General features: G+C 42.8%; 4 protein-coding genes. 3 read left to right on the top strand and 1 reads right to left on the bottom strand.

The window, feature by feature from the left end; all coding sequences use genetic code 11:
• The first annotated feature begins 8 nt into the window (after window positions 1–8).
• Together iscB and QUB08_RS31095 are read left to right on the top strand one after the other, a co-directional pair.
• Window positions 9–1226, top strand: a complete 1218-nt coding sequence (iscB, locus tag QUB08_RS31100; protein ID WP_333230063.1) for an RNA-guided endonuclease IscB — start codon at window positions 9–11, stop codon at window positions 1224–1226.
• Window positions 1227–1453: 227 nt separating this feature from the next.
• Window positions 1454–2179, top strand: a complete 726-nt coding sequence (locus tag QUB08_RS31095) for a hypothetical protein (protein WP_006631881.1) — start codon at window positions 1454–1456, stop codon at window positions 2177–2179.
• 251 nt (window positions 2180–2430) lie between these two features.
• Here QUB08_RS31095 and QUB08_RS31090 read toward each other — a convergent pair whose 3' ends face one another.
• Entirely contained in the window at window positions 2431–2922 is a 492-nt protein-coding gene (locus tag QUB08_RS31090) for a transposase (protein WP_333230061.1), read from the bottom strand.
• Between the two features lie 1560 nt (window positions 2923–4482).
• On the opposite strand from QUB08_RS31090, the gene QUB08_RS31085 reads away from it, so the two are divergent.
• Complete coding sequence (locus tag QUB08_RS31085; protein ID WP_333230059.1) at window positions 4483–5775, top strand: glycosyltransferase family 39 protein; 1293 nt, start codon at window positions 4483–4485, stop codon at window positions 5773–5775.
• The last annotated feature ends 202 nt before the right edge of the window (window positions 5776–5977 follow it).

The following is a 5977-nucleotide window of genomic DNA, read 5'->3' as shown; positions in this document are numbered from 1 at the left end:
AGAGCCGGATGATGCGAAAGTGTCACGTCCGGTTCGTTGGGGAGGGGGATACGGCGACGTATGCCCTCTTACCCGACCTCAAGGTAGAGATAACAGCACCCCAGGAACCAATCACTCTTAAATTAGACCCTGGCTCCAAGGCTACTGGAATCGCATTAGTGCAAGGAAAAGACGTAATCTTTGGTGCAGAACTAGCTCACCGAAGTCAAGCTATTAAAGCTGGTCTGGAGTCTCGCCGTTCATTGCGTAGAGGCAGAAGAAATCGTCATACCCGCTACCGAAAAGCTAGATTATTAAACAGAACTCGCTCGAAAGGGTGGTTGGCTCCAAGCTTGCAACATCGTGTAGAAACAACCTTAACTTGGGTAAATAGATTGAGGAAACTTGCTCCCATTGCTTCTGTTTTCCAAGAACTTGTGCGGTTCGACTTGCAACAATCAGAAAACCCAGAAATTAATGGACTGGAGTACCAGCAAGGCGTTCTATACGGCTACGAGATCCGCGAATATTTATTGAACAAATGGGACAGAAAGTGCGCGTATTGTGGAATTACGGATATGCCACTACAAGTCGAACACATTCATCCCAGAGCCAAAGGCGGATCTAATCGCATTTCTAATCTGTGCCTTGCTTGTGATACTTGCAACAAAAAGAAAGGCACTCAAGATATTGAGCAATTCCTATCTAAAAAGCCCGATATTTTAAAGCGGATTCTATCCCAAGCAAAACGTCCCTTAAAAGATGCAGCAGCAGTTAATTTAACTCGCTGCGCGTTGTTTAACGGACTCCGTTTGACGACTGGTTTACCAGTTTCTACTGGCAGTGGTGGCTTAACAAAGTTCAACCGCACTCGATTAAATCTACCTAAATCCCACTGGTTGGATGCTGCTTGCGTAGGTCAAGTCGAAGAGTTGAAGGTGCTGACTTCTCAACCGCTGTTAATAAAAGCAGCAGGACACGGTACTCGACAAATGTGTGGCACAAATAGGTTTGGCTTCCCAATTCGACATAGATCGAAAAAGCAGATCCATTTTAGTTTTAAAACTGGCGATATCGTTGGCGCGACAGTCACCGCAGGCAAGAAAGTCGGTTCCTACGTGGGACGAGTTCTTTGCCGTGCATCCGGTTCGTTCGACATCGCTACAACGAAGGGAAGAGTGGCAGGAATTAGTCATAAATATTGCAAACCTATTCATAAAAAAGATGGCTATTCCTATGGATTTTGATTCAAGGCGACTGAAGTCGCAGCCGCTTTCCTCCCCATGTCTAAAGCCAGGGGCTTCTCGCTCGTTTTTTGGTGACATTCTCGTGATAAGTTCTCAGACAGATTTGAGTTTTGCTTTTAGTGAGGAGACGGACACAATTTAAGTCTAATCGTCGAATCGAAAATCCCATTGCCATAAGGCATGGAAGAGTCAATACCTAGTATATCTCCCGCACCTTCTCCTCAATTATGGCTTCGGGTTTAAAACCATCTACACTAGAACTTCTCAAGCGCTTTAACCGAGCGTTTCCGCAGTTTTATGAGCAATTTGTCAGCAGCGAAATCCAGTTGCAAAACCTCAAATTAGCTTACCAGCTTTACAAAACTCGGCAAGCAGTCATCGAAATCCGAGCCGAAGGTAACAAAAGTGCCCTGCATTTTGCTTACCGGAACCAATCTTTTCTATTGAGCGATATTTTTGGAGTGCTCGCGGCCTACGGGCTGACGATTCACAGTCTGAGTCTGTACGGTCAAATTTACCCGCCCATGCTGGTATTTATCAAATTGGTAGTATCTCGCGGTGGCAAGGTACTGGCAGATAAAACAGCAGAAAACGTCTGTAGAGCCGTTCGAGAGGCATTGGCGGGGCATTTTGAGGTTGAAGAGATGTTGGCGGTGGAATTTAATTTAGACGCGGGTTTAGAAGATGTGGCAACTGAATTCTACGTCGATCCGGTTTTCCACTTGCCAGCTTTGCTGATTGAAGCCGATAATCAACCTGGACTTTTTTACAAAGTTATGTATGCCATCTGGCAAGAGGATTTGTTGGTAGTAAATGCTAATTTGCTGGTTTGGCGGGGGCGAACTCGCCTAATTCTCTACTTGTTGGGGCCCAATGAAAGTTTAATTCCCGAATATCTGGGGCAGAAAATCGCTGAGGGGGTGCGACAAAGATTGCTGGGCGAGCGATTTTAGGGCAAGCTGCCGATGCTCCCTAAATAACTAGATTTCTATAAGTAGACATTAGTTTGCAGAAGTTTTCCAGTGAGATAGGATAAAAAGCTCGGCAACATTGTTCGTACAAACGAGTGTAGATCAATACTCCGGACAGTTTTTAACCAGCCAGAGTACCATAAGACAAGACTGAAGGAAGGTTAGGATGGTTTAAAATCAAATCCGGGTCTAAATCTCACTTGTCAATAAAGGTAGAAAGTAGATGCGCGATTTTATTCCAGACGTTTATAAGAGGCAAGAGAAAAAACAAACGACTTGGCAGATGAATGACAACTAGAGAGTTGATGTTTAGCTAAGTTTAAGGCAATTAGACTGGCATTAAAATGAAAATCAAGCCGTGGTAAATGACGAGGTTGACAATCAGACAATCCTGTAAATTGCTTGGCATCACGAAAAATAAATTCAATCTGGAAGCGAGCCTGATAATATTCAATAATTTGCTCAGGTGGTAGGTGAATATCAGTGCTAAACAATAAAGCATTTTTGATTTTGCCCTTGGCTTGAACCTCAGAGATACAAACCAAAGAAATTGGGCAATTTAAACAACAACTCCACGCCATCAATGTATATAAGGAAACTCCCGGTTTTAGGTCTTTAACAAAATTAAGACGACGCAAATCATGGCAGTCTACCTTGCCATCATATTTACGTGGAGCTCCCAGTTTCTTTTGTTCACCTGTATAGAGATAGCGTAGGGACGGCATCACTTCTTAACTTGCCAATAAAGTCTAAATTTAAGTCCCGCACAGCCTCCCAGAATTTAGAGCGATAGTAATAGCCATCAGCGACCATTTGGACGTACAGAAGTTGGGAAGTAACAACGAGTATTCTTTAGATGTTGTGCATAGTCATCAACTCTTGTGAGGTCAGGCGTTGAGCTTTGAGGTTCCTGTTTTTTGCGAGATTTCTTAGACCAGCAATTATTCGGATTTTGTGGGAGTTTTTTCACCGGCTTTATTTGAGGACGTGACGGAGTTTGTTGTACGCTTAAGCTATAAGATAAACGAGTCTCAATTTCGACAATAGAAATCACATAAATTTCCAACCCCTGTTCCGATTTGCCAGCTATACCATTATAGAAATAAGCTTTCCCGTCAGTTTTTTTGCCACTTTTTCTTAAAAAAGAACAATCAATAACAGCAATGATTGTGTGTTCAGGATTTAAGGCAACACGCGAGAAAATATTGATTAAATTGTGGAAAGTTGAAGCTTTGGAGAAAGTGACGACGGTAGGTTTTTTCGCTCAAATAACTATAACGACTGAGATTCGTGAAGTTGATCACGCCATAGGCTAGCAAAATAGTTGAGAATAAAGTGATTAAAAACTTCTTTTGGGGTTGACTAATCCCTGGCATTTGTTGTAAGATGGATTCAATAATCTTCATACGGCAATCTGAAGAGCTTGTGTGTTTTTATAGCTTATTTTATAGCTTATTTTATAGCTTATTTTATAGCTTAACCTAAAAGAGCGCCTTTTTTTCTGTTCATTTTGGGTTCAGATTGCACTCACTTTTTTCGCTTCTGTGATTTATTGCGTAAGCGTTGCTTGCCGTAGGCGTCGCATCCCTCTTTAAAAACAATCCGGAGTATTGTTGATCTGAGTATAAAATTAATAATTTTTCCGACTTAACAACGAGATTTTTAACAGGAATTTCTAAGATTTCCTCTGAACTATATTTAACGCAGTTTATAGGGTTAATTGTTTTACCTAAATTTTTTACTATGCTGGTGCGAAGTGAACCTTCAGTTTTGACGGCTAGCCGTGTTATTTTACTTTAAATATTAATTATTGAAATTTGTATAGTTAATGCTTGTTTATTACAACAGCTAACAAACTCGATCGCAAGTCGAGTTAGATTAGCGATGGCTCAGTTTACCTGGGAATAAAAATAATATATAATCCGCCTACAGGGGAATAGTCCATAGTCAGACGATTTGAGATTCTAGATTTGAGAATCATACCAAATCCGCGTTAAAAATCTCCAATAGGACTCGGCGGTTAAAACCACTACTCTACAAACGAAGTCCACTCCAAGCGGACTAAATAATAAAGGGGTATAAATCCCGGATGGGGTATAAATCCCGTCAATCAGCCTGCAAAGGAATAAATCCGGGGGCTTTTGAGAAATGATGCGGAGATTTTATGTATTTTAAAAATTTTACTAAAACGGCTAAGGCATCTGGGATGAGTCGGGTTATAATTTTTGACATTCCCTACCTAAAAATTTGGGAGCAAGCCAATCAAATCTTCGCAATCAGTTTTTATGACACCAGACATCTCCGCAGCCCAGCAGCAAAGAAATCACCGCATAATTGTCTTGGCCCTCATTTGTCTGACGCTGCTGGGACTCGCATTCCGCCTTTATTTGGCGTGGCACATCAACCAAACTCTCCCCGATACCCCCGCCCGTCTGACGGGCGACGAACCGGGCTATGAGGGTTTGGCATACTGGTTGCTGAAGGGTCATTTTTTTGAGAAGCCGAACCGGACACCAATTTATCCATTTTTTGTGGCTGGATGCTATGCAATTTTTGGTCGTTCTCCCGCATCTGTAGTCTACGTACAAGCTTTTTTGGGGGCGACAATCATCCCGCTAACTTTTATCCTAGCACGGCGTTTTACTGGCGCTCAAAGTTCCTTAGTAGCGGCTGGATTAGTTGCGCTGCATCCCTCCCTCATTCATCATGTCAGGCTGCTGCAAACAGAGGTTTTATATACACCTTTAATACTTTTAACAGTGCTGGGCCTGTTGCGGGCATTGGAACAGCCGCAGTGGCAAAATTTTTCATTAGCAGGTGCGGTGCTGGCAATTACGAATCTTTGTCGGCCGACAGGGATGTTGCTTCCAGCACTTGTGCCACTATTGATGCCGCGTCAATGGCATTTTAAGCGCAAGATAGCTTTGTTTCTGGCTTATTTGGGCGCGATTATAATTATTACTGCACCTTGGACTTACCACAATTATCGAACGCACAAAACTTTTTTGCTTTACAGCGTTTCTACGGCGCTGCTGTGGCAAGGAAGTCCAGAGTTTTATCATTTGGCTTATGAAAAACTGCCAAAACGCCATATTGTTCAGATTTGGCAGGAAGAACTAAATCCGGCTCGGAATGGGGGACACAATGCTTTTACAATTGAGGGCGATCGCTATTTTACCAAACGGGCGATCGCTTCAATCCTCCGCGAGCCTGCTGTCTATCTCTGGTATTGTTTGCAAAAGGCAGTTTTTTTCTGGTTGGGAAACCCTATAAGTGACTGGCCTTATCACGATCTGTTTAATGTGAAGGCAATGCGGCTATTCTTTTCGCCGCAACGGATTGTCGGCATTTTAGCGTCGCGAAATTTGCCTGTATTTGCTGCTTTGGGCATGATAGTTTTGCGGCATCGCTGGCGGGAGTTTTTGCCGCTGTTGGCAGTCTGTGCCTATTTTACTGTGATTCATGCGCTCACTTATGCAGAAGTTCGCTACAGTGAGCCGCTGCACCCGATTTTGGCGGTCGTAATTGCTACAGCGGCGGGGGAACTTCAGCGTCGCTTGAAGTTAATTAGTCAGTAGCTATTAGGCAGTTTGTCATGAGTTATTAACCCAGTGTTCTCAAAAACAATTATTCGGAATTTTACCATCGCCATTTTAATGGCTCTTGGCATAGGGTTGTTCAGCGTCACGACAACTTTTGCTCAAAACCCACATTCCGCAGGTCTTTAAATAGAATTGATGGTTATAAAATTTAAAAATTCAAGCCTGAAGAGATTACTGG

Source organism: Microcoleus sp. BR0-C5, from assembly GCF_036705045.1.
Taxonomy (GTDB): domain Bacteria; phylum Cyanobacteriota; class Cyanobacteriia; order Cyanobacteriales; family Microcoleaceae; genus Microcoleus.
This window is presented reverse-complemented; position numbering and strand designations above follow the sequence as displayed.

What these genes read in the sequence shown, in the direction of transcription:
- QUB08_RS31090 (WP_333230061.1), bottom strand. Translation starts at nt 2,922, where the DNA reads ATGCCGTCCCTACGCTATCTCTATACAGGTGAACAAAAGAAACTGGGA.
- QUB08_RS31095 (WP_006631881.1), top strand. Translation starts at nt 1,454, where the DNA reads ATGGCTTCGGGTTTAAAACCATCTACACTAGAACTTCTCAAGCGCTTT.
- iscB (WP_333230063.1), top strand. Translation starts at nt 9, where the DNA reads ATGATGCGAAAGTGTCACGTCCGGTTCGTTGGGGAGGGGGATACGGCG.
- QUB08_RS31085 (WP_333230059.1), top strand. Translation starts at nt 4,483, where the DNA reads ATGACACCAGACATCTCCGCAGCCCAGCAGCAAAGAAATCACCGCATA.